Consider the following 26,097-nt stretch of genomic DNA (forward strand, 5'->3'; position numbering starts at 1 on the left):
GGGCTTGGCCCGCCGCGTCGCGCACGCTAGGCCCGCGGCCATGAGCAGACTTTCCGGGCCCCTCCAGCAGGCCATCAACACGATCGACGGCGCGGCAATGCTCGCGCAGGTCGAACGCTGGGCACGCATCAACTCCGGCACCGCCAATCTCGAAGGGCTAGGCCGGATGGCGGAGGAGCTGAGCGAAGCCTTCTCCGCGCTACCTGGCAGCATCACGCTGGAAGAGCCCGCGCCGGTCACCGCAGTCGATGCGAACGGCAAGGAAACCGCTGTCCAGAACGGCAAGCACTTCGTCCTGCGCGTGCGGCCCGAGGCGGAGCGGCGCTTCATCCTGACCGGGCATATGGACACCGTTTTCCCCGCCGATCACCCGTTTCAGGAGCTGAACTGGCTCGACGACGAAGTGCTCAACGGCCCCGGCACGGCGGACATGAAGGGCGGCCTCGCGATCATCCTCGCTTCGCTGAGCGCGCTCGAACGCATCGAGGCGTGGCGGCAGGTCGGCTACGATGTGATGATCAATGCCGACGAGGAAACCGGCTCGCTCTCCTCCGCACCGCTGATCGAGCAGCTGGCTGAAGGCAAATACGCCGCGCTGACCTTCGAACCGGCCGCGACGCCCGAGGGCACGCTCGCCCATGCGCGTGGCGGCAGCGGCAATTACAGCCTGACCGTCACCGGCAAGTCCGCCCATGCAGGGCGCAATCCGCTCGACGGGCGCAACGCCATCGTCGCGGCTTCGACCCTCGCGGTGCGGCTCAAGGAACTGCAGCGCGAGGATATCAGCGTGAACCCTGCCAAGATCGACGGCGGCGCGGCGAATAATGTCGTGCCCGACCATGCCGTGCTGCGCTTCAACATCCGCCCGAAGGAGCCTGCCGCGGCGGAGCGCTTCGAGGCGGAAATGCATGCGCTGATCGGCGAGGTGAAGCAGGCCCAGGAGGTCGATATCGCGATCCACGGCGGCATCTCGCGCCCACCCAAGCCGGTCGACCGCAAGGCACAGACGCTGTTCGATCTGGTGCGCGAATGCGGCGCGGAGCTGGGGCAGGATATCGACTGGAAATCGACCGGCGGCGTGTGCGACGGCAATAATATCGCGGCCACGGGCGTGCCGGTGGTCGATACGATGGGCGTGCGTGGTGGCAAGATCCACTCGCCGGACGAATTCATGATCGCGCCTTCGCTGAAGGAACGTGCCGCACTGGCGGCGATGGTCCTGCACGAACTGGCCACGGAGGACGTGCTGTGAGCTTCATCATCCGCCCCTCGCGCGAGGACGACCTCGAGCATCTTTACGAGATGGCGAAGCTGACCGGCGGCGGCTTCACCAATCTGCCTGCCGACCGCGATGCGCTGGCGGGCAAGCTGGCGACATCGGCCAAGGCCTTCGCCAACAAAGGCGACGAGTTGGTCGACGAGACCTTCGTGCTGGTGCTCGAGAATACCGAAACCGGCGCGGTGCGCGGCACATGCCAGCTGATGACGCAGGTCGGCCAGCGCTGGCCGTTCTATTCTTACCGGCTCAACACGCTGACCCAGTACAGCCAGGAACTGGACCGCACGGTGCGCGCGGAGCTGCTCCATCTCGTCACCGATCTGGAAGGGTGCAGCGAAGTCGGCGGGCTGTTCCTCCACCCCAACGAACGCGCGGGCGGGCTCGGCCTGCTACTTGCGCGCAGTCGCTATCTTTTCATCGCGATGCATCGCCAGCGCTTTGCCGAGCGTGTGCTGGCGGAGCTGCGCGGGATCATCGACGATCGCGGCGGCTCGCCCTTCTGGGATGGCGTAGCAGGGCGTTTTTTCGGGATGACCTTTCAGGAGGCGGACTATTTCAACGCGATCAACGGCAACCAGTTCATCGCCGACCTGATGCCCAAGCACCCGGTCTATGTCGCGATGCTCGACGACGATGCGCGCGAAGTCATCGGCCTGCCGCATCCCACCGGCCGCGCGGCGATGCGGATGCTGGAGAAGGAAGGCTTTCGCTACGAAGGCTATGTCGACATTTTCGACGGCGGGCCGACCATGCTCGCGCGGACCGACAATGTGGTGAGCGTGGCGGATGCAAAGCCCCTCACGCTGGGCAATGCAGCGCTCGGCGGCGGGGAACGCGCGCTGCTCGCGACGGGCCACCTGACCGATTTCCGCTGCTGCTACGGCGCGCGCGAGTGCGACGGCGACACCATCGCGATCGACTCCGCGGGGGCTGACACTTTGCGGGTGGCCGAAGGCGATACGGTGTGGAGCGTGCCGAAGTAGTCTAGCGCTACCCGTTCGTCCTGAGCCTGTCGAAGGGCGAACAGAACTGGAGCGCCGCCTTATTTCTCCGCGCTTCGACAAGCTCAGCACGAACGGAGTTCTTCGTGACCGACCTCAAGGAAATCAATTTCGACGGGATCATCGGCCCCTCGCACAACTACGCCGGGCTCAGTCTCGGCAATATCGCCAGCGCGAGCCATCGCGGGCAGACCAGCTTCCCGCGCGAGGCCGCTTTGCAGGGTCTCGCCAAGATGCGCGGGAACATGGCACGCGGGCTGACGCAGGGCTTCCTGCTACCGCTGCCGCGTCCCAATCGCGATCTGGCGGAAGCGCTCGCGCTCGACGGGTCGGAAGACCCCGCATTGCGCGCCGCGCCGTGGTCCGCCTCCGCCATGTGGACCGCCAATGCGGCGACCGTGTCGCCCGCGCCCGACACCGAGGATGGACGCTGCCACCTGACGCCCGCCAACCTCGTGACGATGGTCCACCGCGCGCAGGAATGGCAGGACACCAAGGCCCAGCTCGACATTGCCTTCGGCGATCCTGAGCATTTCGCGGTGCATGATGCGGTGCCAGCGACTTTCGGCGACGAGGGCGCGGCGAACCATATGCGGCTGTGCGAGAACCATGGCGCGCCGGGTATCGAAGTGTTCGTCTACGGCAAGGCCCCTCATGAAACGGGTGGCGGCAAGTTTCCCGCACGCCAGCACGAACAGGCAAGCCGCGTTGTCGCGCGCAGGCACGGTCTCGATTTCGAGCGATGCGTCTTTATCGAACAGAACCCTGAAGCGATCGAGGCAGGCGCGTTCCATAACGACGTCGTCGCGGTGGCGAACGAGCGTGTGCTGTTCTGCCACGCGCGCGCTTTTGCCGATCCAGCGGCAAGCTACGCCGCGATCCGCGAGGCCTTCCCCGCGCTCGAACTGGTTGAAGTGCCCGAGAGCGCGGTGAGTCTCGAAGAGTCGATCCGCACTTACCTGTTCAACGCGCAACTCGTCACCCTGCCCGACGGCGCCATGGCGCTGGTCGTGCCGAGCGAATGCCGCGAATCGACGAGCGTCTGGCGTTTCTGCGAGCAGATGACCGCGGGCAACGGCCCCGTCCGCCAGGTTATCCCGGTCGACGTGCGCCAGTCGATGGCCAATGGCGGCGGGCCCGCATGCCTGCGCCTGCGCGTCGTGGCCGACCCGGCGAAGGTCGATCCGCGCTTCCTGCTGGACGACGCCAAGGCGGAGCGGATCGAGACGGTGATCACGCAGACCTGGCCCGAAAGCATTGCGCCCGAACAGCTCGGAACGGACGCACTGGCGGATCGGGTCCGGGCCGCGCGGGCGGAATTGCTGGAAGCGCTCGATCTGGCACAGTTGATTTAGCGCGCTGGCAAAGCTGTCGGGCAGGCTTACACTGGCATTTTCGTTAACCAGTAAACGTCGCGGCAATCCTCATCTGGCACGGCCCTTGCGACGTCTGAAGTCCACGCGCGTTAAGGATGATGGATGCTCCGCAAGATTGCCCGCCTGTTTGTCATCAAAACCCGGTTCGAGGCGTTCCTGATCATCTACGCGCTGGCGCTGGGCGCGACCGCACGCGGCGCAAACTATCTTCATCAATATCCCGGCTGGGGCGGCAAGCTGCTGTTCCTCGCCACCACCGGCGCAGTGTTCCTGGCGGGCGCGAAGATCCTCGATTGCCTGAAATACGAGCGGGGCGAGAAGGAAGCGGCACAGCAATAAGATGCGCGGTGCCTGCGATCCAACCGGCTAGAATTCTTCGCCCCGTCGCATCTTCCCGAGGCAGGCATTGAGCTGGCTGGCGGCGGCTTCACTCCGCGAGCCGAGCAGGTAGCTGAAATAATGCTTGCCCCCGTGGCTCAGCCGGATGCGTGCAGACTCGCCCAGGATTTTGGCAAATTCGGTCGTGACTGTGCTCTGGATCCAGCGCTCCTTGACGGGACCACGCAACTGGTACCCGACATAATCCCTGCCTTCGAACCGACGGCCCGTATATTCGATTATCGGATCGGAGTTGTTGACGCCGCTGTAGAAACCAACCGTCATCCTGCTGTGGCCGTCGCTCCATGTCGCCGGGTCGTCCACGGCGATCACCAGCGACATCGCTCCGTCGGGCGAGACGCGCAAATCATACGCCGGTTCGCCACGTTCGTACCGCCTCGCGTAACAGTATTCGGCTTCGGTATTATCGTTCACATACCACCCGACATTTGACGCCGACGGTGCGCTGGCAGCTGCCGCCACGAAGATGAGCGAAGAAAACATTGCATCCCCCAAGATCGATGTCTGGCGGAAGACTATTCATGTCGGCGCCAAATGCAAACATGCCGACCGGCGCGATCGGTTCGGGCAGAGCGGGAGGGGTTACGATGCCAGGCTCCCGGGTCGCTTTCTTCGCGGAAGGACCTCCGCGATTGCGGCTACAGGCGGTCTCGCCAGCTAGCGAAGAGGTGGGGGTTTCTGTTGCTAGCTACCCCCGGAGCCCCGGAATCCGCTTCTGTTGCCCGGTGGGTCCAACCGCGCTTTAGCTTTGTAAGATCAGGGCGTTAGCCCGTCAGATTACGCAGCGAGAGCGAGTGCTTCGTTATCGTTGGCACTTGTGAAATAAGCTTTTTACGGAGTGCTCATTCCGGGCAAAAACGGTGCTTTTCAACGCATGTCGATCCTAGTTCGGCCCCATCAGGAAGCCCGCTCCTCTCGCTTGGGAACCGGGCCTTTTGGTGGAGCCGCCGGGTACTGCCCCCGGGTCCATTGCGTCTATTATACACCGCAGTTTATCACCATAGCCGGTCGAAACCGGCACCGACCTATATAGGCGCTTGCGGCTTAATGTGAAGTGGATGGGGACCGGGACTTTCCAAACATCGTCACCCCCGCGCAGGCGGGGGCCCACTTCCTGCCGCCGAAATCGCACATCGTCGGGTGATGGGTTCCCGCCTGCGCGGGAATGACGAAGGGGGTCGCTCTACCCCCGATCCGCCTTCAATTCCGCCAAAATCTTCTTCAGCACGTCGAGCTGTGGATCGGTCGGCACCTCGTCGCTCTTCGAGCTGTCTTCCACCTCGGCCTGCTTGCGCTGCATTTCCTCGGTCACGCGGTTCACGCCGCGCACCAGCACGAACAGCGCGAAGGCGACGATCAGGAAGTTGATGATCGCGGTTATCAGCGCGCCGTAGCCGATCATCGCTACCCCGGCTTCCTTCAGCTCGGCATAATTATCCAGCGCGCCTTCATAGCCCTCCGGCACCTCACCCAGCAGCAGGAACCAGTTGGAAAAGTCGATATCGCCGAACAGCCAGCCGATCACCGGCATCAGCACTGCGTCGGTCAGCTGGGTCACGATCCCGCTGAAGGCCGCGCCGATGACCACGCCGACCGCCAGATCGATCACGTTGCCGCGCGCGATGAACTTCTTGAATTCCTTGAACATGCGCGATTGCCCTCCTGCCTGTTGCTGCGCGCTCCTTTGCATGAGACCCTGCGGGAGACAATCGCCCGGATCGCACGCGAGCAAACCTTGCGCTGCGGCATGCGTGTTGTATATTGGCAATACACCAGTTTTCCGGAGAGATAACACGATGGCGTTCCGCAATTTCGTCCGCTCGATCCTGCTCGCGCTCGGCCTCGTCGCGCTGAGCGGCTGCGGCATCAACTCGGTCCCCACGGCAGAGGAAGAGGCCAAGGCCCGCTGGGCCGACGTGCAGAGCGCGTACCAGCGCCGCGCGGACCTGATCCCCAACCTCGTCGAAGTGGTGCGCGGTGCCGCTTCGTCCGAACAGGACATCCTGACGCAGGTGATCGAGGCGCGCGCCAGCGCCAGCCAGGTGCAGCTGACCACCGACGACCTCAACGATCCCGCCGCGCTCCAGCGGTTCGACCAGGCGCAGAGCCAGGTCGGCGGCGCGCTCAGCCGCCTGCTGGTGACGGTCGAGAAATACCCCGAACTGCAGAGCCAGGCGCGTTTCGCCGACCTGATGAACCAGCTCGAAGGGTCGGAGAACCGCATCGAAGTCGCCCGGAACCGCTACAACGAGGCGGTGCAGGACTATAACACCACGATCCGCACCTTCCCCGCGACCATCGCCGCCAACGTGATCTACGGTGCCGAGCCGATGCAGGGCTTCCAGGCCGAAGCGGGTGCCGAGGATGCGCCCGATGTCGACTTGAGCGGCCTGTCGGGTGGCAATGGTGCGGCAGCCCCCGCCAACGACAATTCCGCAGCGGATGAGGCCGCGACCGGCACCGACAATTGATCGGCAGGCCCGTGCCTGCCCGTTTCGCCGCATTGCTCGCCCTGCTGCTGGCTGCCTGTTCGCCGCCATCCGAGGCGAGCGATGTAGCGCAGCGCCCGGACGGGCCGGTGCTGGATGAAGCCGACATTTTTCGTGCCGAACAGGAGGCAGCCCTCGAACGCGATCTGACCGATTACTTCAATGAAACCGGTGTTGCGCTGGTGGTGGTTACCGACTCCTCCCTCGACGGCGAGACGATAGAGAAAGTGGCGTTCGACACGTTCAACGAATGGGGTATCGCGGGCCGCGGCCTCCTCGTCCTCGTCGCACCGACAGAACGCCAGATTCGTATCGAAGTCGGGTGCGGTCTGGAGACTGTGGTGACAGATTTGCTTGCAAGCCGCGTGATCGAGGACACCATGATACCGCTCTATCGCTCGGGCGACTTGGCCGTGGCGACGTTTGCCGGAGTGGACGAATTGAAGCGCGTTGCTGTGGGCCCGGCGATCACGGACGCGCCCCATTCTCCGCTGTGCCTTGAAAGTACCCCATCTTGACCCTGCTCCGAACCCTGCTCGTTTTCCTTTTCGCGCTGATCGCGCTGCCTGCCGCCGCGCAGGATCTGCCGCCGCGCCCCGACGGGCCGGTTTACGACGGCGCGAACATGATCGACGATGCCGCGCAAGCGCAGCTCGATCGGCAGCTTCGCGCCTATAACAAGGAAACCGGACGCTCGGTGATCGTCGCGACCGTGCCCAGCCTCGATGGCGAGACGATCGAGACCTACGCGGTCGAGCTCTACGAAACCTGGGGCATCGGCGGCGAGGAAACCGACGAGGGCGCGCTGCTCCTGATCGCACGCGACGATCGCAAGATGCGCATCGAGGTCGGCTATGGCTCCACCCCCACGCTGACCGATGCAATGTCGGGCCGGATCATCCGCGACACGATCACGCCTGCCTTCAAGCAGGGCGAGTTCACCGCCGGTATCGTGGCGGGCGTGGGTCGCATGATCGAAGCGCTCGACATGGACCCGGCAACCGCCCGCGCAATCGAAGAGGCCGAGGCCGCGGCACGGGCAGACCGCAAGGGCGAACGGACCGCCGCGACCTGGGGCGGCGCGATCGTGTGGATCCTGCTGATCTTCGGCTTTGCCTTCATCTTCGGGCGCGGCAAGAAGGGCCGCAGACGGCGCCGCTACGGCGCGGGCAGCGCGGTCGGCGACGTGATTTTGTGGTCCGCGATCAACGCCGCACTCAATTCGGGCGACGGTGATGGCTGGGGCGGAGGCGGCGGAGGCTTCGGCGGTGGTGGCGGCGGTGGCTTTGGTGGCTTCGGCGGCGGGATGTCCGGCGGCGGCGGCGCGAGCGGAGGCTGGTAATGCAGATCACCCAGGCAGATCACAAGGCGGTGACCGATGCGGTCGCGGCAGCCGAACTCACCACCTCGGGCGAGATCGTGACTGTCGTCGCGAGTGAAAGCGACGGCTATACCGATGTGGCGCTAGCGCTTTCGGCGCTGGTGGCCTTCACCGCGTTGGTTCTGCTCGCCTTTTTCCCCGATCCGGTGCTTGGGATGTTCGAGGCGCTTTCGGGCGGGTGGAACACCGAATGGACGCCCTCGGGCCTGCTCGGCCTCGCCAGCGGGATCGGCATAGCGCTGTTCCTCGTCACCTTCGCACTCACGCTGATCCCGGCGGTGCGCTTCGCCATCCTGCCCGGCAAGGTCAGGACGCTGAGGGTGGAAGACGCCGCAATCCGGCACTTCAAGGTCGGTGCGGAGCGCCGGACGCATGGTCGCACCGGGGTTTTGATCTTCGTATCCTTGCGCGAACACCGCGCGCAGATCGTCGCCGATTCCGCGATCGCCGAGAAGGTCGATCCCGAAGTGTGGGGCGCGGCAATGGTCGACATGCTGCGCGAGATCAAGCAGGGGCAGCTGGGCGCCGGCATTGCTGCGGGTGTGCGCGACGTGGGCGAGATTCTGTCCGAGCACTTCCCCCGCGCCGATGACGACGAAAACGAACTGCCCGACCGGCTCATCCAGATTTGAGAACCCATCATGACCGACCGTAAGCCACCCGACGCCAACGCGCCGGAGGAGATCAAGTGGCAGGGTGACTTCATCGTCGCCAAGCAGCGCGGCCGTTGGGAATATGCCGGCCGCTCGCGTGGGATCCGCGCCGCCGCGATCCTTGCGATCGATGAAGGTCACGTGCTGCTGGTCGAGCAGTATCGCGTACCGCTGGGCCGGCGCTGCCTCGAGATTCCCGCCGGACTGGTCGGCGACGACGACGGCGCGAGCGACGAGAGCGCCGTCACCGCAGCACACCGCGAGCTGGAGGAAGAAACCGGCTACACAGCTGCAAAGATCACCGATCTGGGGGAGTTCTTCTCCAGCCCCGGCATGGTCTCGGAAGGCTTCTCGCTGCTGCGAGCTGAGGGGCTGACGAAAGTAAGCGAAGGCGGCGGGACCGACGGCGAGGATATCACCGTCCACCGCGTCGCATTGAAACACCTCGCGCAATTCGTAGAAGCGAAGCGCGTGGCGGGCGTCGGCATCGACGTGCGCATCGCAATGCTGCTGATGACACAAAAGATCGGAGAGAACGGATGGCTGGACGGGTAGCGGGCAAGCTCGCGCTGATAACGGGCGCGGCGCAGGGCCTTGGCGCGCAGGCAGCGACCACGCTGGCGCGCGAGGGTGCGCGGGTGCTGTGCACCGATATCAACGGCGAGGGCGCGCAGGCGACTGCCGGCGCGATCAATGAAGAGCTGGGCGCCGACACCGCCTTCGGCGTGGCGCACGACGTGACCGATCCCGATCAGTGGGACGCGGCGATTGCGATGGCTGCGGACAAGCTCGGCGGGCTGAGCGTGCTGGTCAATAATGCGGGCGTCGGCGTGCGCGGCAATATCGAGACCTGCACGCTGGAAGACTGGCGCGCGGGCTTCGCGATCAATGTCGATGGGCCGTTCCTCGGCTGCCAGAAGGCGCTGCCGCTGCTGAAGGACAATCAGCCCGGCTCGATCGTCAATATCAGCTCGATCGCAGGGCTCATCGCGAGCGATACGATGCCCGGCTACAACGCCAGCAAGGCGGCGGTGTGGATGCTGACCAAGTCGGTGGCGCTCTATTGTGCGAAGATGGGGTGGAATATCCGCTGCAACTCGGTCCACCCGACATTCGTCGATACGCCCATTCTCGATGGGATCGGCAAGAATGCCGGGATCGACAAGGAAGTGGTGATGGGCAAGCTGGCACGGCAGATCCCGCTCGGGCGGGTCGGCAAGCCGCAGGAAATCGCCAATGGCGTGCTCTATCTGGCGAGCGACGAGAGCAGCTTCATGACCGCGGCGGAGCTGAGGCTCGACGGCGGCATTTCCGCGATGTGAGGGAAGAGTTTCGGCGGGGGCGATCCATTCGCCCCCGACCGGGAGTTATCGCCGGAGCGGGCCTCCGGCCGGGTCAGTCTGCAATGGCCCAGACAATCAGATAAAGCAGGATGGGCGTGCCGACGACGAAGATCGTGGTCAGGGCGAAGGCCAGCCGGATCAGGGTTACGTCCCACCCTGTGTAATCGGCAATCCCCGAACATACTCCGGCCAGCATCGCGCGGCTTTTGCCGAGGCGGAACTGTTTGGCCGGCTGGCTGTCGCGTTGGTTCTCCAGGTGGCTCATGCGACCATCCCGGCGGTGTCGACCATGACGGGTGCGATGGCGAAGGCGAAGGCGAGGCCGGTGAAAGCGAGAGCTCCGGTACCGGCGATCAGGTTGCGGACGAGCGAAGACATGGTGATGGTATCCCTGTATATGTGAGTGTGATGAAAGGTCGGTCGGTTCGCGATCAGGCGAGGATCAGGCCGTTGGGGCTGGCAGGAACGATCGCGGTGGCGAAGAACACTGCCGAGACGCCGACGGCGAAAATGGCGGCGAACAGACGGGTGCGAAGATCGTTGGTGGTGGTCATTGGTAGTCTCCTTGAACCTTTCCGGGGGACCATCCCGCCGGATATCCAATACATTGCAGGAGCCGTGCCAGTTTGTGAAAATGGCTAAATTCCGGGCTTTTCGTTGTTCGCGAGCCTGTACGAGATGTTCACCAATCCGAAAGCTTGGGAATTTTTCCCAAGTGTTGGACGGGTCGATCCGGGCGCCCCGGACCTCCGGCGGACTGGCCTGCCCGAGCCACCCGCGCTAGGGCGGATACCAAAGGCCCCCCGCATGGCGCTCGACCGCATTTCTCTTCTCGATTTTCGCAATCATGCCGACACCGCGCTGGAGGGCACGGCGCGGTTCAACCTGCTCGTCGGGGCGAATGGCGCGGGAAAAACCAACGTGCTCGAGGCAGTATCGCTGCTCGCGCCGGGGCGCGGGCTGCGGCGGGCGAAGCTGCCCGAGATGACGCGGCAGGGCGGCTCGGGCGGCTTTGCGATCGGCGCGCGTGTCCAGCCGATCGACGGGGCCGAACCCGTGCAGCTGGGCACCTCGGTCGATCCGGCGAGCCCGACACGGCGGCGCGTGCGCGTCAATGGCGCCGAAGCCAGCGCGCTGGGCCTTGCCGAATGGCTATCGGTCCGCTGGTTGACCCCGGCGATGGACGGCCTGTTCACCGACAGCGCGGGCGCAAGGCGGCGTTTTCTCGACCGGCTGGTGCTCGCCACCGCCCCCGATCACGCCACGCTATCGAATCGCTACGAGACCGCGCTGCGCAATCGTAACCGTTTGCTGGCAGACGAGGTCGCGCCCGATCCGGCCTGGCTCGACGCGCTGGAGGCGCAGCTGGCCGAACATGGCGCGAGGATCGCCGCCAATCGCCAGGCGCTGGTTGCGCAGCTCGACGAAGCGCTGCGCGCCGAGACCGATACGCCCTTCCCCCGCCCCGCGCTCGCCATCGAACCCGTCGGGCCGGAAGGTCGCGACGAACTGGCCCGCGCGCTGCGCGACAACCGGCATGCGGAGCGCCGTGCAGGGCGCACGCTGATCGGACCGCACCGGGCGGAGCTGGCGGTGATGCTGGCGGACAAGGGCGTGGCTGCTGCCAGCGCCTCTACCGGGGAGCAAAAGGCGATGCTGATCGCGATCGTGCTGGCCCACGGCACTATTGCCGCACGGGGCCGCGCGGGCGTGCTGCTGCTGGACGAGGTTGCCGCCCATCTCGACCCGGACCGGCGCGCGGCGCTGTTTGCGCGGCTCGCCGCCAATGGCGAGCAGGTGTGGATGACGGGGACCGAGCGCACCCCCTTCGACCCCATCCTGCCACAGGCGGCGGTGTGGGACGTATCGGGCGGTGCGCTCAACCGGATCTAGAGCCCTATTCGAAAGTCTCCGCCATCAGTTCTCCCTTGGGGCTCGGACCATACTTATTGGGCCCCGGCGTACCCGGCAGCACCAGCACGACGAGGAAGGCGATGCTGACGATCAGGCCAAGGATCGGAATGATCCCCAGGACGATGAAGCCCAGATACCACCAGCCACTCATATTGCGGTCGTGCAAACGGCGGATCGTCACCGCGATGCTCGGGATGAAGGCGGCGAGGGCATACAGGCCGTAAAGGCCGATCATGATCGTGGAAATGCCGCCGCCATCGGCGAATGCGGCTTCCATGGCCGCCGTGTCGGAGCCCGGTACGCTAGGGTCGGCAGCCATCGCAGCGCCGAACACCTCGACATAGAACGGCGTCGCGAGGACGAGACCGACGATGATGTTGAGCAGAGCGAACATCCAGAATTCGAGCCTGCGCGAACAGCCCTGGAAATCGACATAGCGCTTAAACGGCAGAATCATCCATTACGTTGCAAGCATCCCCCTTTGAAGTCGGTCCGGCGATCATAGGTCGCGTCTGCCCCGCCGCCTACTGCGAAGTGCGGTGAGACACGGCGATTGCGGTTCGCATTTCCTGTCCGCCCGCCCAACGAAAAAGGGGGCCCGCGAAGGCCCCCTTTCCCGTTTTCATAGTGATCGACTTTGCGATCAGAACTTGAAGCGAACCGTGCCGCCATAGGTGAGCGGCTGGTTCGGATAGCCCGAGATCGCTTCGCCCTGGGCCACGGCCGGGAAGATCGTCGTGATGTAACGATCGTCGAGAAGGTTGCGGCCCCAGATCGAGAATTCGAGGCCCATGTCGAGCGCGTAGGTGATCGACGCGTTGAGGTTGTTGACCTCGCGCGTATATTGCAGCGCTTCCTGCCGTGCCGGCTCATAATCGGGCGAACCGTCGGGGTTGGTCCCGATATAGTTCGTCAGGCCGTTGAGAATCTGCACCTCGGATTCATGCGCGAAATCGACGCGGGCGATCAGGCGATTGCCGTTGGCGATTTCCTTGTCCCATTGCGCACCGATCGAGAAGCTGAGCGGGGCCACACCGGCCACCGTCTCGCCCGAAAGGTCGCCCACCGGCGAACCGGTGAAGCTAACATATTTCGGATCGAGATAGGTCATCGCGAGGAACAGCGTCAGGTCGTCGGTCGGACGGGCAAAGCCGTCGAACTCGATCCCGAAGGTTTCCTGTTCGCCCGCGTTCGCCAGCACGAAGGACGAACCGATGAAGGTGTTCGCCTGGAAGTTGTCGATTTGCTGCAGGAACACGGTGAGGTTGGCACCCACCAGACCCCAGTCGCCCTTCAGGCCGGCTTCGTAGACGGTCGATTCTTCGGGCAGCGCGAAGCGCGTACCGGGGCGCAGGTTCGGGGTCGCCAGCGGCGTACCCACGATCTGCGCGAAGTCGGACGCCAGCGGACGGCTGTCGCGCGAGAGGTTGAACGAGCTCGCCTTGAAGCCCGTCGCATAGCTCAGATAGCCGTTCAGCGTCGGGCTGAATTCGTAGGCGAGCCGGGCGATGTACGACCAGTTGTCGTCGTTGGTCTTGCCGTCTTCCACCGCGTTCGGGATGTTGAGGATCGGCGGCAGGAACTGCAGCGGACGCAGGGTGAGGAACGGGTTGCCGCTCGTCGCCGGGTTGCCGTCGTTCGCGGCTTGCGTCGGGGTGAGCGGCGCATTGAGCTGCGCGAACGCTTGAGCACCCGCCTGGATCTGCGGGAACGCCGCCGCACCGGCCGCACCGGCCGGGCTCGTGCCCGTAGCGAACGCCTGGACTTCGGCAGCGGTGGCCAGACGACCGAGGCCGAGTGCGTTACCGACCGTGGTTGCGATCGCCTGCTGGGCCAGCACCTGTCCGCCGACCGATACCAGATCGATCTGCGAGAAGGCATCGGTGCTGACGCCGTTCGAGACGACCGTCTTGCGGTCTTCGGTGTAGTTCGCACCCAGCGTGAGCGTCAGCCGGTCGGTGACGTCGAAATCGACCTGACCGAACAGCGAGTAAGCCTCGTTATCCTGCGTGAAATCGTTGAAGAAGCCCTGGCCGGACGCGAAGAAGGTGCCGCTGGGCACGGACGTGATGTTTTCGAGTGCAGCCACGCTGAGCTGGCCGCCCGAAGCGCCCTGGATCAGCTGATCGGCGAACGTCCGGAAATCCGGGCCGTAAACGATCTGGTCCTGAACCGCGAGGTCTTCCTTGAAGTAATAGCCGCCGACGAGGAAGTTGAGCGGGCCGTCGAAATCGCTGGCCAGCCGCAGTTCCTGCGTGAAGGTCTGAATATCGGCCTCGCCGATCTGCGCACCGCTGGCAAGCGCGGCGCTGGAAAAGTCGACATCCTGATTGGCGCTGAGGCTGGTGTCGCGATAGGCGGTGATCGAAGTGAGCGAGACACCGCCGAAATCGTAATCGATCTGGCCCGAGGCGCCCCAATTCTTCACGCGGTTGAAGGGTACCACATTGGTGAACACGACATCGTTCAGCGCATCGTCCGGATCGTTGAGCTGGCCACCGATGAGCGGCGACTGGATCAGGTCGGTCTCGAGCGAGCCTGCCACATTGGCCACCGCGCAGCAGTTCTCGTCGATCTCGTCGTAGTCGCCGATCAGGCGCACGGTGAGGTTGCTGCCATTGTCGAACAGCAGCTGGCCGCGCGTGAACCAGCGGTTGCGATCGTTCAGGTCGTCGCCGTTGAAGCCGTTGGTGATGTAACCGTCGCGGCGGTTGTAACCGCCCGCGATGCTGGCGGCGATGCTGTCGGTGATCGGCCCGCTGACATAGCCCTTCAGGACCATCGCGTCATAATTGCCGTAGGTCGCCTCGACGCTGCCTTCGAGATCGAACGAAGGCGGCTTGCTGACGATCGAGATCACGCCCGCGCTGGCGTTCTTGCCGAACAGGGTCGACTGGGGCCCGCGCAGAACCTCGACGCGCTGGAGGTTGGGAAGGTCGGAAATCTGCGAGATGGCGCGGCTGCGATAGACGCCGTCGACGAACACGGCGACCGAGGGCTCGAGGCCCAGGTTGTTACCGTCGGTGCCGAAGCCGCGGACCGAGAAGGTGGTCGAGAAGGAACTCTGCAGCGTGGAGACGCGCAGCGACGGGACGACCGACTGAAGGTCGTTGATATCGCGGATCTGGGCCTGCTCGATCGTCTCGGCGGTGGTCACGCTGACCGCAACCGGCGTTTCCTGCAGCGTCTGCTCGCGCTTCGTCGCGGTCACGACGATCGTGTTGCCCTCTCCCAGCGTATCCTCGAGCTCCTGCTCGATATCGGACGGATCGGCGTCCTGCGCATAGGCGGCGGCGGGAAGGGCGAGCGTTGCGACGCCTGCGAACAGTGCGTAGCGCGAGAAACCGGCGGCGCCGGGGAACGAAAGTGCCATCGAGTGCTTCCTCTCTTCGTGGTATTCTTGCGATGCGCGGTTTTCGCGCTTAACGCCCGTTCATTAAACCTGCAGGCATCCGCGCTCAACACGGAAAAGTGCGAAATTTGCAGGCCTTGCGCCAAACTGTTGCCGAAACGGCACATTCTCATGCGCGCCGTAGCGTAAAGAGACAGGTTTCGCGTGTTGCGATGCAGCAGGCTCGGCGCTAAGGCGCCATGGCGAGGTGCTGCACCGCACCCTCCTCCTCATTTCTCCGTAACAGAGCCCAATCCCATGTCCCTCCGCAATATCGCGATCATCGCGCACGTCGACCATGGCAAGACCACTCTTGTCGACCAGCTTTTCCGCCAGTCGGGCACCTTCCGCGAAAACCAGCGGGTGGACGAACGCGCGATGGATTCCGGCGACCTCGAAAAGGAGCGCGGAATCACCATCCTTGCCAAGTGCACCAGCGTGGAATGGGAGCACACCACTGATTCTGGGGCAGAGACCACCCGGATCAACATCGTCGACACGCCTGGCCACGCCGATTTCGGCGGCGAGGTGGAGCGGATCCTCTCCATGGTCGACGGCGTCATCCTGCTGGTCGATTCGGCCGAAGGACCGATGCCGCAGACCAAGTTCGTGCTCGGCAAGGCGCTTGCGCTGGGCCTCAGGCCCATCGTGGTAGTCAACAAGATCGACCGTCCCGACGCGCGCCCGCAGGAAGTGCTCGACGAAGTGTTCGATCTGTTCGCCAATCTGGACGCAACCGACGAGCAGCTCGAATTCCCGAGCCTGTGGGCTTCGGGCCGCGACGGCTATGCCAGCGAAGACGAGAACGCGCGCGAGGGCGATCTCCAGCCGCTGTTCAAGCTGATCGTCGACCACGTGCCGCCCCCCGGCCTCGACACCGAAGGGCCCTTCGCCTTCCTCGCCACCCTGCTCGACCGTGACAACTTCATGGGCCGCGTGCTGACCGGCCGCGTCCAGCAAGGCAAGATCAAGGTCAACGACCCGATCCACGCGCTCGACCGCGATGGCAAGGTGATCGAAGTCGGCCGCGCGACCAAGCTGATGAGCTTCGACGGGCTCGACCGCGTGCCGGTCGAAAGTGCGCAGGCGGGCGACATCATCGCGATGGCCGGTCTCGAAAAGGCGACCGTCGCCAACACCATCGCCGACCCCGCCGTGAAAGAACCGATCGCGTCGCAGCCGATCGACCCGCCCACGCTCGCGATGCGCTTTGCCGTCAACGACAGCCCGCTCGCGGGCCGCGAGGGCGACAAGGTCACCAGCCGCATGATCCGCGACCGCCTCAACCGCGAAGCGGAAACCAACGTCGCCATCCGCGTGACCGAGGCGGAGGACAAGGACAGCTTCGAGGTTGCCGGGCGCGGCGAATTGCAGCTCGGCGTGCTGATCGAGACGATGCGCCGCGAAGGCTTCGAACTGGGCATCTCGCGCCCGCGCGTGCTGTTCAAGGAAGAGAACGGCCAGCGCATGGAACCGTACGAAACCGTCGTGATCGACGTGGACGACGAATTCTCCGGCACGGTCGTCGAGAAGATGCAGCGCCGCAAGGCCGAGCTGACCGAGATGCGCCCGTCGGGCCAGGGCAAGACGCGCGTCACCTTCTCGGCCCCCAGCCGCGGGCTGATCGGCTACCACGGCGAATTCCTGTCCGACACGCGCGGCACGGGGATCATGAACCGCCTGTTCGAGAAGTACGATGTCTACAAGGGCCCGATCGAAGGCCGCCAGAACGGCGTGCTGATCTCGATGGTGCCGGGCGAGGCCGTGCCCTACGCGCTCAACGCGCTGGAGGATCGCGGCGAGCTGTTCATCGGCGGCGGCGCGAAGATCTACGAAGGCATGATCATCGGCGAGAATGCCAAGCCCGACGATCTCGAAGTCAACCCGATGAAGTCCAAGCAGCTGACCAACTTCCGCAGCACCGGCAAGGACGATTCGATCCGCCTGACACCGCCGCGCGTGATGACGCTGGAACAGGCAATCGCCTATATCGACGACGACGAGATGGTCGAAGTGACCCCGCAGAACATCCGCCTGCGCAAGCGACACCTCGACCCCCACGAGCGCAAGCGCCACAAGCGCAAGATGGACTCGTAAGACTAAAAAGGGCCGCTCCACACAGGAGCGGCCCTTTCTCGTTCCAGCAAAGCTTCGGGATCAGAACCGGAAGTTGAGCGTGGTGCGCAGCGAGTGCAGTTCCAGGTTCCGGTCGGTCGGGGCGATGTTCGTCTGACCCGAATCGAGGAGGAACGGGTTCGTGGCGGGCGCGGTGCCCTGCGTGACGAGCACCGAGTAATCGTCGTCGTTGTAACGCGACCACAGATATTCCAGACCGATGCCGATATTGTCGGTCAGCATCAATTCCGCACCGCCGCCGAACTGCATGCCGAACTGCCAGTCATCATCGTTCTGCTCGGTGAAGGCATTCGCGCCGTTGGTCGTGACGAAATCGTGATCGATCTTGCCATAGGCGACGCCGCCGGTGGCGTAGAACAGGCCGCGGCCGTCCCCGGGCGAATAGCCGAGCCGGGCCCGCGCGCCCGCCGACCAGTCGAGCTGGCGCACGACGGTATAGCTGGCCGGGGTAGTGCTGAAGCCGTTGGAAAACTCGGTCGCTTCCGAGCGCGCACCCTCGATCAGCACGCCGGCCACGATCGGCCCGCCGCCGAGCCGCTTATCATAGCCGATGCGCGCCGAATAGCCGATGTCCTCATCGTCGTTGATGCAGCCCTCTGCCGCAGTCGGCCCATTGGCAGCGCCGTTGCAGAACCCGGGGGAGAACGCGTTCGCACCGCCAGTGGTGAGAACCTGATCGTCGAAATTGCCGTCGCCATCGGTGTCGAACACGATGCCGTCGCTGGCGCTGTCTTCCGGGACGTCGAGCGAGGCGGTCCCGCCAATGTAGAAGCCGTCGAAATGTACGGGCTGAGCATCCTGCGCGAACGCGGGAGCGGATGTGATCGCCACCGCGATAGCGAAGAGGGAAATTGTACGCATGGAGGTTTTTTCCTGAAGTTTCATAGGGGTGCCAGTAGAAAGTCGGCGAGCGGGCCGACGTTCCAGCTTGCAGTCGCGGCTCCGAAACAAGTGCCGAGACAGGCGTGAAACGTGGCACAAATCCCACAGATCAGGGCATTTTCGGCCCGGTTCCCGAAAATCGGCCGAACCCGCTGCTTTTTGCGTGCGGCTAGCGCATCCCCCCTGCCTTCTGCCACCGCAGACCCAGCCTGCTTTGCGTGCTTAGGCGCGCGCCTCATGCGGACCGCATCTGTGGGGACACGCCGCACGAAGCACAGGAAACCGATATGCAGTCCGGCGGGGACCAGGGGCGAGATTCCCCGCGCTTTCAAACGCGCCCGCATCGTATAACATGGTTAACGGGTCGCGCCGCGAAGGGGATTCGCTGCGATGAAATACGCGCATTACTGGTTTGTCGGCGTGCTTGTGGCGGCGCTGTTCTTCGCGTTTGTTTTTGCGCCCTTGCTGGCCGAGTGGATCGCGAACCGCGCGACCGATGCCTATGGCTATGCATATGGCTACGGCAGCTACCAGGACTTTGGCCCCGCAGAGACCGAATGGAGCCGCCGCAGCCTGCCAGTGGGCAGCTGGTGGCTGATTTTCGCCTTCGTCTGTTTTGCCGCGCTGGGCGCGGGGATCATGGCGCTGGGCTGGTGGTTTGCGACCCTCAAACCGGTCGTCTCGCCCCTGACGGCAGCGGAAAAGCGGCTCGCGAAGGTGCGCAAGGTCGTCGACCGGGTCCAGCAGCGCGACGATCTGTCATCGGGCCAGAAAGAAGCTTTCAGGGACAGTGCCGAAGCGCTTGCCGGATCGAGCGACGGGTCCTCGATTCGCGCGGCCGAAGCGGTCGGCAACGAGAACGCGGTCGTCGCCGCGAAGGATCTCGCGAAAGACGCCGAGAACGAACTGTTCCGCCTGATGCGCCATGCGGGCAATATCGCGGTGCCCTTCTCCGACAGCACCGCCAAGACCATCGAACAGCGGCGCGACAATTTCGCGCGGGTCGATACGCTGGTGCGCGATCTGGAAGCCTGCGAGAAACAGGCGAAGGCGGCGAGAACATGCGCCGATCCGGCTTGCGATTGCGGCACCCGGGTCGATACCGCCGGCAAATGCGGGTGCCCCTCACGCAGCGGCAACCATGCCCGGCTCGATGTCGTGTGGGATTAGGCGGGCTCGGCCCACCCTAGACGAGACACTTCCGGGCCCACGGTGGTCAAAGCGGTTAAGAGACGTTAGGCAGCGCAGCCATGCAGACAGGCGTACTTATTTCACTCGCGGCCTACTTCGTCCTCATGCTGGGGATCGGGCTTTTTGCTTGGAAAAAATCAACCGATACCTCGGAAGGGTATCTGCTCGCCGGGCGGGGCCTCTCGCCCGGGGTCGCGGCGCTCTCCGCCGGGGCGTCGGACATGTCGGGCTGGTTGCTGCTGGGCCTGCCGGGCGCGCTCTACGCCGCAGGGCTGGTCGAGGCGTGGATCGGCATCGGCCTGTTCGTGGGTGCGGTGCTCAACTGGACAATCGTCGCCCCGCGCCTGCGCGAACAGACCGAGCGGCTGGGCAATGCGCTGACCATTCCGGAATACATCGCCAACCGCTTCCCCAGCCAGGCGATCGCACTGCGGGTGGTCTCGGCAATCGTTATCGTCGTGTTCTTCATGGTCTATTCGGCGGCCGGGCTGGTCGGCGGCGGCAAGCTGTTCGAAACCGCCTTCCCCGCTCTGCTCCCCGATATCGGCATGACCGACTATATGCTCGGCATTTGGATCACCGCCGGCGTGGTGCTGGCCTACACCATGGTCGGCGGCTTCCTCGCGGTCAGCCTGACCGATTTCGTGCAGGGCGTGATCATGCTGCTCGCGCTGGTGGTGATGCCGCTGGTGGTGATCTTCGGCCCGGGCGGCAGCGCGGGCGAAAGCCTGACCGAGATCCAGCCCGGCTTCCTCAGCCTTACAGATGGACTGACATTCGTCGGATTCCTCAGCGCGGTGACATGGGGCCTGGGCTATTTCGGGCAACCGCACATCATCGTGCGCTTCATGGCCATCCGCACCATCCCCGAGGTCGCGACCGCCCGCAATATCGGACTGGGCTGGATGTTCATCTGTCTGCTCGGCTCGCTCGGCATCGGACTTGCGGGCCGCGCCTATGCGGATCGCAACGGGATCGTGGTCGATGACCCCGAGACGATCTTCATCGTTCTCGCCGACCTGCTGTTCCACCCGCTGGTGACGGGCTTCCTGCTCGCTGCCCTGCTGGCCGCGATCATGAGCACGATTTCATCGCAGCTGCTGGTTTCCTCCAGTTCGCTGACCGAGGATTTCTATCGCCTGTTCCTGCGCCGCGATGCGAGCGAGCGCGAGGCAGTGAACGTGGGCCGCGTGAGCGTGCTGCTGGTGGCGCTGGCCGCGATCTGGGTCGCGAGCGATCCGGAGAGCGAAGTGCTGGGCCTCGTCGCCAATGCCTGGGCAGGCTTCGGCGCTGCGTTCGGGCCGCTGATCCTGCTCGGGCTGACATGGCCGCGGATGACCGGGACCGGCGCGCTTGCGGGTCTCGTGGTCGGCGCGGGCACGGTCGGCTTCTGGATCGCGCAGGAATGGAATGCCGAGTTCATGGGCGGCCCCGGGGTCTACGAGATCATCCCCGGCTTCATCGCGGCGACTCTCGCGATCGTGCTGGTGAGCTTGGCAACCCGTCCGGAGGATATTCCGCTGGCCGACCCCGCTTAAGTCACGAAAAGAGCTTGGAAATAAATCGCCTGCCTGTTCGGATCCCTAGTCGTACGGGATTGCCTCCGCATGAGCACCTAGGATCTATTCTATAGCCTAGTCTTGCGAACCCTGTTAGTTTTGCTCTGCCGCAGTGGCAGAACAGGGAGATGATGCATGAAAAGCAAGACGATGACTTCGACGCTCGCGCTCATGGCGATGGCCAGCGCAACCTTCGGCGTAGCGACGCCTGCCGCGGCGCAGATCGATCCTTTTATCGGGCAGATCATGACCTTTGGCGGAAACTTCTGCCCGCGTGGGTGGTCGACGACGGATGGGCAACTGCTCCCAATCTCCCAGAACACTGCGCTCTTTTCGATCCTGGGGACGACCTATGGCGGCGATGGGCGGACCACCTTCGCACTGCCCGACCTGCGTGGCCGCGTCAAAGTCGGGCCGGGTCAGGGCCCCGGGCTGACGTTTCATCCGCTTGGTCAAAAGTTTGGTTCGGAGACCAGGAACCTGACGGTCGCGGAGATGCCGATGCACAGCCACACTGCGGTTCTGCATGCCGAGAGCGCGCCCGGCACCACCGGCAATCCTACCGGGAACCTGCTTGGCGTCAACACGGCGGACGCAGATCCCTATGCACTGCCTAATCCCGCAGCCGAAGTCGCGATGTCGACGGATTCGATCAGGGTTAGCAACACGGGGGGCAGTCAGCCGTTCGACATCATGCAACCTTCCCTTGCGATCACGACCTGCATCGCGCTGGTAGGTATCTTCCCCTCTCGCAATTGATCGGGTGATCGAAGAGGGGGTCGGCAGCGCATCGAGAACGCTGCCGGCCCGTTTGCCCTTTCCGACCTCCTGCCAGCAAACTCCCGGATTAGCGCCTAACGGTGGTCCGCGAGGAAGGTGGCGATCGCCTCGGGCACGCCAAGTGCGATCGGCAGGTCGGGATTGCCATAAGACGCAACATTGGCTGCGCGATCCCCCTCGGGCACCTGCTTGAGCACGTGGTTCACGCCGTCAAGCAGGACGAGCGTCGCGTCGGGGCGCGCTTCGGCGAGTATCTGGGCATCGCTGGCGGGCGTTTGCAGATCTTCACGCCCGTTGACGATCAGTACGGGCAGGTCGTGCTTCGCGATCAGTTCGCTCGGCTCATGCCGGAACATGCTGCCGACGAAGCCCTGAACCTGGGGGCCGAACAGCGGCAGCAGCCCGGGATGCATCTCATCGGCAGGCACGCTCTCGCCCGCTTTCAGCTTGGCGATGATCGTGTCGACCTGCTCCATGATCGGCGCGTTCGCGGGGTTGGCGGCGAGCTGTGCACGGATGACATCCGCCACGTTCACGCCCGGGCTCGCCACCAGGAGGAGGCCGCAGTAGCGCGAGGGATCTTTCGCGGCAGCCGCCATCGTATGCAGCCCGCCCTCGCTATGGCCCAGCAACCAGACGCACTGGCCGCCGGTCCGCTCAGACAGGGTGGCCGACCAGCTTTCGATATCGGCGACATAGTCCGCGACGGTCACGTCGTTGGGATCGGGAATGGCGGCCGCGCTGGCAAACATGCCGCGCTTGTCGACCCGGACCGAGGCGATGCCCTTCTGCGCGAGCGCCTCGGCAAGCAGCTTGTAGCTGTCCGGCGATAGCCCCAGCGGACCGTTGCCGTCGCGGTCGGTGGGGCCGGAGCCGGGGATGATGAGTACGGCAGGGGTCCCCTGCGCGAGTTCGCCTTCGAGCGTGCCGTGCAGCGGAGCCTCGATCCCGGCATGCTGGGTGGTGATCGGCTGGCCCGCATGGGCGGCAGTGGCGAGGGCGAGCGATGCCGCGAGACAGAGGGCGAGACGCATGTCAGTTCGATCCTTGTTCGTGTTGAGTGCGGTTCCAGAAATACCAGCTGTAGGCGACCGGGACGAGCGCGGCCGCCATCGTCGAACCGAGCACGAGCACCATTCGCAGCTCGCCCGGCATGTCGATCAGTCCCGCCACAACCATGACCACGCCTGCCGCGAGAAACAGCTTGCCGCCGAGCCGGTGGGTGGCAACCCAGTTGTCCGCATTGGTGATCGTCCAGGGCGTGCGGATGCCGACGAAAAAGCTCGGCCGCGACTTGGGCAGCATGTTCCCGATCACGAGGAACAGGATGCCGACCGCCACGATGATCGCGCCCGGCCCCGGCGCAAAGCCGAGCACCGGCGCTGCGACAATTCCCTGCAGCACGATCATGAGCCCCAGTGTGCCGAGCCAGGTCGCACGCAGCAGCGGGGCCGAGCCCTCCAGCTTGTTTTGCAACGGCTCGATCGCGGGGATGATCGCGAACAGCAAGCCGATTGCGAGCGTCAGCCCCGCAGGCAGCAGCAGCGCCTGCAGCGCGGGCATCGTATCATCGATCTCTCCGGCGGCGTTCCAGTGGGTGGGCAGTTCGGTGCCCTCGGGCACCTGACCCGCCGCCCAGAATGCAAAGCCGACCATCAACGCGACCGCCAAAAGGTTCAGCAACAACAGCGATCTGGTCTTCATCGACTTTCTCCTTTCAATTCGTCCGTCGGTCTCTGCGCCGGGGCGTGCCCCAGCCCCATACGGCCCATGAAGCCGTGCAAGGCCTCTTCGAGGGTGGACATGTTGAGTGTGTAGACCACCGTGCCCCGGTGATTTTCGCCGTGGATCAGCCCGGCTTCCTTCAGCTTGGCGAAGTGCCCCGACATCGTCGGCTTGGACACCGGAAAGCGATCCGCAATCTCGCCCGCCGTCATCCCACCGCCTTTCAGCAGCTCCAGCACCTCGCGCCGGATGGGGTGGGACAGGGCGTCGAAAACATTGCTCATAGCTATTTAGCTAATTCGCTAAATGACGAATGTCAATCGGTGCGGTAGAGCAAGTCTTTGGACATGGCGGGAGGGCATTATGGCTAAGGTGACAGGACTGGGCGGCGTTTTCTATGTCGCGAAGGATCCGGCGGCGACGCGCAAGTGGTATGCGGAAACGCTGGGCCTGACCGGCGAATACGGGCCGCAACTGGCGTGGTCGGACGAACCGCACGAGAAGCCCTATTCGCTTATCAGCCATTTTTCCGACGACCAATACATCAAGCCCGGCACCGGCGGCTTCATGATCAACCTGCGGGTCGACGATTGCGACGCTATGGTCGCGGACCTGAAGGCAAAGGGTGTCGAGATCCTTGGCCAGGTCGACGAAGGCTACGGCAAGTTCGCCTGGCTGCTCGACCCCGACGGCGTGAAGATCGAGCTGTGGGAACAGGTCGAGACGCCGGACGACATCTCCGCACGCTGAAGTCCCTCACCGCTTGGGCACACCACGTGCTACAGGTTCGAACGGGTCGCGCGACACGAGGGGAGTCGCCGCAATGCTATGGAGTTTGATACCGCGCGCCGCGCTGATCGTGGTGGCAGGCTTGCTGCTCGCAAGCCCGATCGCCGCCAATGATTCCGAGGCCGAGATCGCGCTCGGCGGGATCGTTCTCAAGCCGTCGACCGACCTGAGGCTGGTGAGCGAGGACCTGTTCCTCTCGGAGGAAAAGGTCACCGTCGACTACGTGTTCGAGAACCCCACGAACCGCACGATCACCACCACCATCGCCTTTCCGATGCCCGGCCAGCCGCGCGGGCTGCTCGACACGCATTACGCCTATGGCGAGCAACGCGAGGACTGGTCGGGGTTCGACTTCGCCACCCGCATCGACGGGCGACCGGTCCGGCTGCAGCAATGGGATCGCGCGATGATCGGCGCGCGCGACGTGACCGACGAGGTGATCGCACTCGGCCTGCCCGTCTACTGGACCGATACCGACGAGGGTAACCCCTTCGCACGAATCTCCGAAGCCCGCATCGCGGAGGCCCTTTCGCACGGGCTGGCGCTACGCGACGACCCCCGATTTCCCGAACGTGTCGTGCCCGCGTGGGAAGGCGTGACCTACTTCGTGCGCGAACAGGTGTTTCCCGCAAGCTCGCGGATCCGGGTCCAGCACGAATACGTGCCCATGGTCGGCGGGAGCGTGGGCGGCGCGCTCTATCCGAATGTGCGCAACGACAGCGATTACAACGCGCTCGACGACTATCGGGAGCGCTACTGCGTCGACGACTATTTCCTCGCCGGGGTGGACCGGCGGCTGGCCGCCGTCAGCGCCCCCGGCAGGCAGGGATGGATGAGCGAGACATGGCTCGGCTACGTGCTGTCGTCGGGCGCGAACTGGCAAGGCCCGATCGAGCGCTTCCGGCTGGTGGTCGACAAGGGATCGACCGACAACCTCGTCAGCTTCTGCATGGACGGGGTGGAAAAGATCGGCCCGACCCGGTTCGAAGTAGTCAAGACCAACTTCGAACCGACCCGCGACCTCGATATCCTGATCGTCAAGTTCGTCAGCTACGAGAATTGATGCGCCGTCCGCTCGGCCAGCACGAGTAGCGAATAGGCGCCAGCCCCCAGGATGAACGGCACGAAGCGGCTGCGCCGTTCCTCGGGCAGCTCCTCCTTGAGGACCAGTAGGATGATGCCCCCGCCGACGAAGGCGAACAGGCAGCCGATCGCCAGCTGCGGCAGCTCGACCAGCAAGCCGATGACCCAGCCGATCATGGTCGCCGCCGCCAGTACCCAGCGCCCGCGCGCATCGTAAATCCGGGTGTGCGTGCTGCGGGTGCCGAAGTCTGCGGTGACGAAGTGCAGCATCATCGCGCCGAAGAACAAGGCGAGCCCGATTGCGCTGGTGTCCTCGCGGTGGTTGAGCAGATAGGCGATGATCGCGACCAGCAGCGCGCTGGCCCCGATATGCAGCCAAAAGACACCGTCGGACGGTTCGGCATCGGGCCGACGTTCTCCCCGACTGCTGACGATCGCCCGCTCGACCCCGTAATAGATCACCAGGCCCAGCAGCGAGAGCGCATAGATCGCGCCCTCCGCTGCCGCCGCATCGAGGCCGGTCGCGCGTTCGAAGGTGGTGGCGTGAACGGCGAGTTCGGGCATCACATGCAGGAAGACGTAGCCCACCGCGACCCCGCCCGCGAAGCTGAGCCAGCGGCTGCGCGGGGTCTTTTCCAGAAAACGCAGCCGCCCGACGAACAGGTGCACTCCCACGAAGGCGAGCGCCATGAACAAGGTTACGGCGGTGCTCGCCTCCAGCGTCAT

At 64.5% G+C, this 26,097-nt stretch carries 28 protein-coding genes and 1 other RNA gene; 17 read left to right on the forward strand and 12 right to left on the reverse strand.

The window, feature by feature from the left end:
* The first annotated feature begins 40 nt into the window (after positions 1 to 40).
* From AAG612_RS08275 to AAG612_RS08290, 4 genes are all read left to right on the forward strand, one after another.
* Positions 41 to 1,252, forward strand: a complete 1,212-nt coding sequence (locus AAG612_RS08275; RefSeq protein ID WP_342509157.1) for a hydrolase — start codon at positions 41 to 43, stop codon at positions 1,250 to 1,252.
* Positions 1,249 to 2,262, forward strand: coding sequence for an arginine N-succinyltransferase (locus tag AAG612_RS08280; RefSeq protein ID WP_342509159.1), 1,014 nt, complete (start codon positions 1,249 to 1,251; stop codon positions 2,260 to 2,262). Before AAG612_RS08275 ends, AAG612_RS08280 begins: the two co-directional genes overlap by 4 nt.
* A 104-nt stretch (positions 2,263 to 2,366) precedes the next feature.
* The gene (locus tag AAG612_RS08285; RefSeq protein WP_342509161.1) at positions 2,367 to 3,635 is read left to right on the forward strand and encodes an N-succinylarginine dihydrolase; all 1,269 of its coding nucleotides are present in this window, start codon (positions 2,367 to 2,369) and stop codon (positions 3,633 to 3,635) included.
* Positions 3,636 to 3,758: 123 nt separating this feature from the next.
* Positions 3,759 to 3,995, forward strand: a complete 237-nt coding sequence (locus AAG612_RS08290; RefSeq protein WP_342509163.1) for a hypothetical protein — start codon at positions 3,759 to 3,761, stop codon at positions 3,993 to 3,995.
* A 27-nt stretch (positions 3,996 to 4,022) separates the two neighbouring features.
* Here the strand turns inward: AAG612_RS08290 and AAG612_RS08295 are convergent, their stop codons facing one another.
* The 3 genes from AAG612_RS08295 to mscL all read right to left on the reverse strand — a co-directional run bounded on the left by AAG612_RS08295 (position 4,023) and on the right by mscL (position 5,703).
* A complete protein-coding gene (locus AAG612_RS08295; RefSeq protein WP_342509164.1) occupies positions 4,023 to 4,538 on the reverse strand; it encodes a hypothetical protein in 516 nt (171 codons plus the stop codon).
* A 221-nt stretch (positions 4,539 to 4,759) separates the two neighbouring features.
* Positions 4,760 to 5,113, reverse strand: a transfer-messenger RNA (tmRNA) gene (ssrA, locus tag AAG612_RS08300).
* 125 nt (positions 5,114 to 5,238) lie between these two features.
* Positions 5,239 to 5,703: a large conductance mechanosensitive channel protein MscL gene (mscL, locus tag AAG612_RS08305; RefSeq protein WP_342509166.1), complete on the reverse strand. Its 465-nt coding sequence runs from the start codon at positions 5,701 to 5,703 to the stop codon at positions 5,239 to 5,241.
* Between the two features lie 148 nt (positions 5,704 to 5,851).
* On the opposite strand from mscL, the gene AAG612_RS08310 reads away from it, so the two are divergent.
* Genes AAG612_RS08310 through AAG612_RS08335 form a run of 6 tightly spaced genes read left to right on the forward strand, consistent with a single transcriptional unit; the run spans position 5,852 to position 9,900 of the window.
* On the forward strand, positions 5,852 to 6,526 hold the full coding sequence (locus tag AAG612_RS08310) for a LemA family protein (RefSeq protein WP_342509169.1): 675 nt from the start codon (positions 5,852 to 5,854) through the stop codon (positions 6,524 to 6,526).
* Positions 6,523 to 7,062 carry a TPM domain-containing protein gene (locus tag AAG612_RS08315; protein WP_342509171.1) on the forward strand — a complete coding sequence of 180 codons (540 nt, stop codon included), beginning with the start codon at positions 6,523 to 6,525 and terminating at the stop codon, positions 7,060 to 7,062. The genes AAG612_RS08310 and AAG612_RS08315 overlap by 4 nt, the downstream gene beginning before the upstream one ends.
* Complete coding sequence (locus tag AAG612_RS08320) at positions 7,059 to 7,886, forward strand: TPM domain-containing protein (RefSeq protein ID WP_342509173.1); 828 nt, start codon at positions 7,059 to 7,061, stop codon at positions 7,884 to 7,886. The genes AAG612_RS08315 and AAG612_RS08320 overlap by 4 nt, the downstream gene beginning before the upstream one ends.
* On the forward strand, positions 7,886 to 8,557 hold the full coding sequence (locus tag AAG612_RS08325; RefSeq protein ID WP_342509175.1) for a TPM domain-containing protein: 672 nt from the start codon (positions 7,886 to 7,888) through the stop codon (positions 8,555 to 8,557). Before AAG612_RS08320 ends, AAG612_RS08325 begins: the two co-directional genes overlap by 1 nt.
* 9 nt (positions 8,558 to 8,566) lie before the next feature.
* Positions 8,567 to 9,133: an NUDIX hydrolase gene (locus AAG612_RS08330; protein ID WP_342509177.1), complete on the forward strand. Its 567-nt coding sequence runs from the start codon at positions 8,567 to 8,569 to the stop codon at positions 9,131 to 9,133.
* Positions 9,118 to 9,900 (forward strand): SDR family oxidoreductase, encoded by a 783-nt coding sequence (locus AAG612_RS08335; RefSeq protein ID WP_342509178.1) that lies wholly within the window; start codon positions 9,118 to 9,120, stop codon positions 9,898 to 9,900. The genes AAG612_RS08330 and AAG612_RS08335 overlap by 16 nt, the downstream gene beginning before the upstream one ends.
* Positions 9,901 to 9,973: 73 nt before the next feature.
* On the opposite strand, the gene AAG612_RS08340 is transcribed toward AAG612_RS08335, so the two are convergent.
* Both AAG612_RS08340 and AAG612_RS08345 read right to left on the reverse strand, forming a co-directional pair.
* The gene (locus tag AAG612_RS08340; protein ID WP_342509180.1) at positions 9,974 to 10,186 is read right to left on the reverse strand and encodes a PspC domain-containing protein; all 213 of its coding nucleotides are present in this window, start codon (positions 10,184 to 10,186) and stop codon (positions 9,974 to 9,976) included.
* Positions 10,187 to 10,352: 166 nt separating this feature from the next.
* Positions 10,353 to 10,475, reverse strand: a complete 123-nt coding sequence (locus AAG612_RS08345) for a recombination protein F (protein WP_342509182.1) — start codon at positions 10,473 to 10,475, stop codon at positions 10,353 to 10,355.
* Between the two features lie 253 nt (positions 10,476 to 10,728).
* Between AAG612_RS08345 and recF the strand changes: the two genes are divergently transcribed.
* A complete protein-coding gene (recF, locus tag AAG612_RS08350) occupies positions 10,729 to 11,814 on the forward strand; it encodes a DNA replication/repair protein RecF (RefSeq protein WP_342509184.1) in 1,086 nt (361 codons plus the stop codon).
* 4 nt (positions 11,815 to 11,818) lie between these two features.
* Here the strand turns inward: recF and AAG612_RS08355 are convergent, their stop codons facing one another.
* The gene (locus tag AAG612_RS08355; protein WP_342509186.1) at positions 11,819 to 12,292 is read right to left on the reverse strand and encodes a DUF805 domain-containing protein; all 474 of its coding nucleotides are present in this window, start codon (positions 12,290 to 12,292) and stop codon (positions 11,819 to 11,821) included.
* Between the two features lie 186 nt (positions 12,293 to 12,478).
* On the reverse strand, positions 12,479 to 15,208 hold the full coding sequence (locus tag AAG612_RS08360; RefSeq protein WP_342509188.1) for a TonB-dependent receptor: 2,730 nt from the start codon (positions 15,206 to 15,208) through the stop codon (positions 12,479 to 12,481).
* 276 nt (positions 15,209 to 15,484) lie between these two features.
* Here AAG612_RS08360 and typA point away from each other — a divergent pair, with 276 nt between their 5' ends.
* Entirely contained in the window at positions 15,485 to 17,323 is a 1,839-nt protein-coding gene (typA, locus tag AAG612_RS08365) for a translational GTPase TypA (RefSeq protein ID WP_342509190.1), read from the forward strand.
* A gap of 60 nt (positions 17,324 to 17,383) precedes the next feature.
* On the opposite strand, the gene AAG612_RS08370 is transcribed toward typA, so the two are convergent.
* Positions 17,384 to 18,223: an outer membrane protein gene (locus AAG612_RS08370; protein ID WP_342509192.1), complete on the reverse strand. Its 840-nt coding sequence runs from the start codon at positions 18,221 to 18,223 to the stop codon at positions 17,384 to 17,386.
* A gap of 411 nt (positions 18,224 to 18,634) precedes the next feature.
* On the opposite strand from AAG612_RS08370, the gene AAG612_RS08375 reads away from it, so the two are divergent.
* The 3 genes from AAG612_RS08375 (at position 18,635) to AAG612_RS08385 (ending at position 21,753) form a co-directional block, all read left to right on the forward strand.
* Entirely contained in the window at positions 18,635 to 19,414 is a 780-nt protein-coding gene (locus tag AAG612_RS08375; RefSeq protein ID WP_342509194.1) for a hypothetical protein, read from the forward strand.
* Positions 19,415 to 19,494: 80 nt separating this feature from the next.
* Positions 19,495 to 20,973 carry a sodium/proline symporter PutP gene (gene putP / locus AAG612_RS08380; RefSeq protein WP_342509195.1) on the forward strand — a complete coding sequence of 493 codons (1,479 nt, stop codon included), beginning with the start codon at positions 19,495 to 19,497 and terminating at the stop codon, positions 20,971 to 20,973.
* 192 nt (positions 20,974 to 21,165) lie between these two features.
* On the forward strand, positions 21,166 to 21,753 hold the full coding sequence (locus tag AAG612_RS08385) for a phage tail protein (protein WP_342509197.1): 588 nt from the start codon (positions 21,166 to 21,168) through the stop codon (positions 21,751 to 21,753).
* A gap of 95 nt (positions 21,754 to 21,848) precedes the next feature.
* Here the strand turns inward: AAG612_RS08385 and AAG612_RS08390 are convergent, their stop codons facing one another.
* From AAG612_RS08390 to AAG612_RS08400, 3 genes are read right to left on the reverse strand one after another with little or no spacing between them, the layout of a single operon-like run.
* A complete protein-coding gene (locus tag AAG612_RS08390; protein WP_342509199.1) occupies positions 21,849 to 22,808 on the reverse strand; it encodes an alpha/beta hydrolase in 960 nt (319 codons plus the stop codon).
* 1 nt (position 22,809) lies between these two features.
* Positions 22,810 to 23,478 carry an SdpI family protein gene (locus tag AAG612_RS08395; RefSeq protein WP_342509201.1) on the reverse strand — a complete coding sequence of 223 codons (669 nt, stop codon included), beginning with the start codon at positions 23,476 to 23,478 and terminating at the stop codon, positions 22,810 to 22,812.
* Positions 23,475 to 23,783, reverse strand: a complete 309-nt coding sequence (locus tag AAG612_RS08400) for a metalloregulator ArsR/SmtB family transcription factor (protein WP_342509202.1) — start codon at positions 23,781 to 23,783, stop codon at positions 23,475 to 23,477. Before AAG612_RS08400 ends, AAG612_RS08395 begins: the two co-directional genes overlap by 4 nt.
* A gap of 79 nt (positions 23,784 to 23,862) precedes the next feature.
* Between AAG612_RS08400 and AAG612_RS08405 the strand changes: the two genes are divergently transcribed.
* Together AAG612_RS08405 and AAG612_RS08410 are read left to right on the forward strand one after the other, a co-directional pair.
* The gene (locus AAG612_RS08405) at positions 23,863 to 24,249 is read left to right on the forward strand and encodes a VOC family protein (protein ID WP_342509204.1); all 387 of its coding nucleotides are present in this window, start codon (positions 23,863 to 23,865) and stop codon (positions 24,247 to 24,249) included.
* A 73-nt stretch (positions 24,250 to 24,322) separates the two neighbouring features.
* On the forward strand, positions 24,323 to 25,351 hold the full coding sequence (locus AAG612_RS08410; protein WP_342509206.1) for a DUF4424 family protein: 1,029 nt from the start codon (positions 24,323 to 24,325) through the stop codon (positions 25,349 to 25,351).
* On the opposite strand, the gene AAG612_RS08415 is transcribed toward AAG612_RS08410, so the two are convergent.
* Positions 25,339 to 26,097, reverse strand: a complete 759-nt coding sequence (locus tag AAG612_RS08415) for a hypothetical protein (RefSeq protein ID WP_342509208.1) — start codon at positions 26,095 to 26,097, stop codon at positions 25,339 to 25,341. The two genes, AAG612_RS08410 and AAG612_RS08415, sit on opposite strands and share 13 nt — an antisense overlap.

The organism is Citromicrobium bathyomarinum (assembly GCF_038594605.1).
Classification (GTDB): domain Bacteria; phylum Pseudomonadota; class Alphaproteobacteria; order Sphingomonadales; family Sphingomonadaceae; genus Alteriqipengyuania; species Alteriqipengyuania bathyomarina_B.